Below are 1874 nucleotides of genomic sequence, written 5' to 3'. Positions count from 1 at the left end.
AGGTGGGCACCCCTTCTCCCGAAGTTACGGGGCCATTTTGCCGAGTTCCTTAGAGAGAGTTATCTCGCGCCCCTTGGTATTCTCAACCTCCCTACCTGTGTCGGTTTCGGGTACGGGTATGATGCTTTCATCACACTACGAGCTTTTCTTGACACTATCCTTCACCAAACGGAGTTCGTAAACTCCTCCCAAACCAATCAGGGTATGGCTATCTTTCATGCGTCCCTCGCAATGCTCCCACATCATAGTCAGGGATTATTCACCCTGTGTCCATCGACTACGCCCTTCGACCTCGCCTTAGGACCCGACTAACCCTCCGTGGACGAACCTGGCGGAGGAACCCTTAGGGTTTCGGGGCATTGGATTCTCACCAATGTTTGCGCTACTCAAGCCGACATTCTCACTTCCGTTTCGTCCACAGCTGCTCGCCGCTACTGCTTCTACCTAACACGGAACGCTCCCCTACCGATTGATACTTAAATCAATCCCACAGCTTCGGTACATTGCTTAGCCCCGTTCATTTTCGGCGCAGGAGCGCTTGACTAGTGAGCTATTACGCACTCTTTTAAGGTTGGCTGCTTCTAGGCAAACCTCCTAGTTGTCTATGCACTCCCACCTCCTTTATCACTTAGCAATGATTTGGGGACCTTAGCTGGTGGTCTGGGCTGTTTCCCTCTTGACAATGAAGCTTATCCCCCACTGTCTCACTGGCAATGTGTGCTCTGGGTATTCTGAGTTTGTCTCGATTTGGTACCGGTCTCCCAGCCCGCACCGAAACAGTGCTTTACCCCCCAGATATAATCATTACCGCTGCGCCTAAACACATTTCGGGGAGAACCAGCTAGCTCCTGGTTCGATTGGCATTTCACCCCTAACCACAGCTCATCCGCTGATTTTTCAACATCAGTCGGTTCGGACCTCCACTTGGTGTTACCCAAGCTTCATCCTGGCCATGGTTAGATCACCAGGGTTCGGGTCTATAAACACTGATTATCGCCCTCTTCAGACTCGGTTTCCCTTTGGCTCCGGCATTCTCGCCTTAACCTACCAGTGCCTATAAGTCGCCGGCTCATTCTTCAACAGGCACGCGGTCATCCGTTAAATCGGACTCCCACTGCTTGTAAGCTTACGGTTTCATGTTCTATTTCACTCCCCTTCCGGGGTTCTTTTCACCTTTCCCTCGCGGTACTGGTTCACTATCGGTCACACAGTAGTATTTAGCCTTACGAGGTGGTCCTCGCTGATTCACATGGGATTCCTCGTGCCCCATGCTACTCGGGATTCAGCTACTATCCTTGAGTTTTCGACTACAGGACTTTCACCCTCTTTGGTGCAGTATTTAGCTGCTTCGTCTAACCGCCAGATTCGATATCGCTGTCCCACTACCCCAAAAGATAAATCTCTTGGTTTAGGCTCTTCCCCTTTCGCTCACCACTACTCAGGGAATCTCTATTTGATTTCTCTTCCTCCAGCTACTAAGATGTTTCAGTTCGCTGGGTTGGCTCTTTCCTGCCTATATATTCAGCAGGTAGTATTTAGGGTTGCCCCATTCGGAAACCTCCGGCTCATAGTTTGCTTCCAACTCCCCGGAGTATATCGTCGGTAACCACGTCCTTCTTCGCCTCTGTGTGCCTAGGTATCCACCGTAAGCCCTTATTAGCTTGACCACAACAATACAATTGGTGTTTCTGCAAACTTTTCTTCGCTCTGTTTACTTGATTCTGTCCCCTGATTTGACTCAGCTTTCAAAACTTACGTATTCAGCACTCCGATTCGTCTGCCTGCTTTTTTTTCGCGTTACTATGCAGTTTTCAAGGTTCTGGCTGGTTTATCATCCAGCAGTTCGATTGTTCTCTCAATCAATTGCTGAATTT

General features: G+C 49.6%; 1 rRNA gene. It reads right to left on the bottom strand.

Annotated features, from left to right (window positions below):
- Positions 1-1667 (bottom strand): 23S ribosomal RNA (locus AACX33_RS05805); the annotation flags it as partial.
- Positions 1668-1874 lie beyond the last annotated feature (207 nt).

Origin of the sequence: Nodularia sp. LEGE 04288 (assembly GCF_963896525.1) — a bacterium.
Classification (GTDB): Bacteria; Cyanobacteriota; Cyanobacteriia; order Cyanobacteriales; family Nostocaceae; genus Nodularia.
Note: the sequence above shows the minus strand (reverse complement) of the source record. Positions and strands in the feature narration are given on the sequence as shown.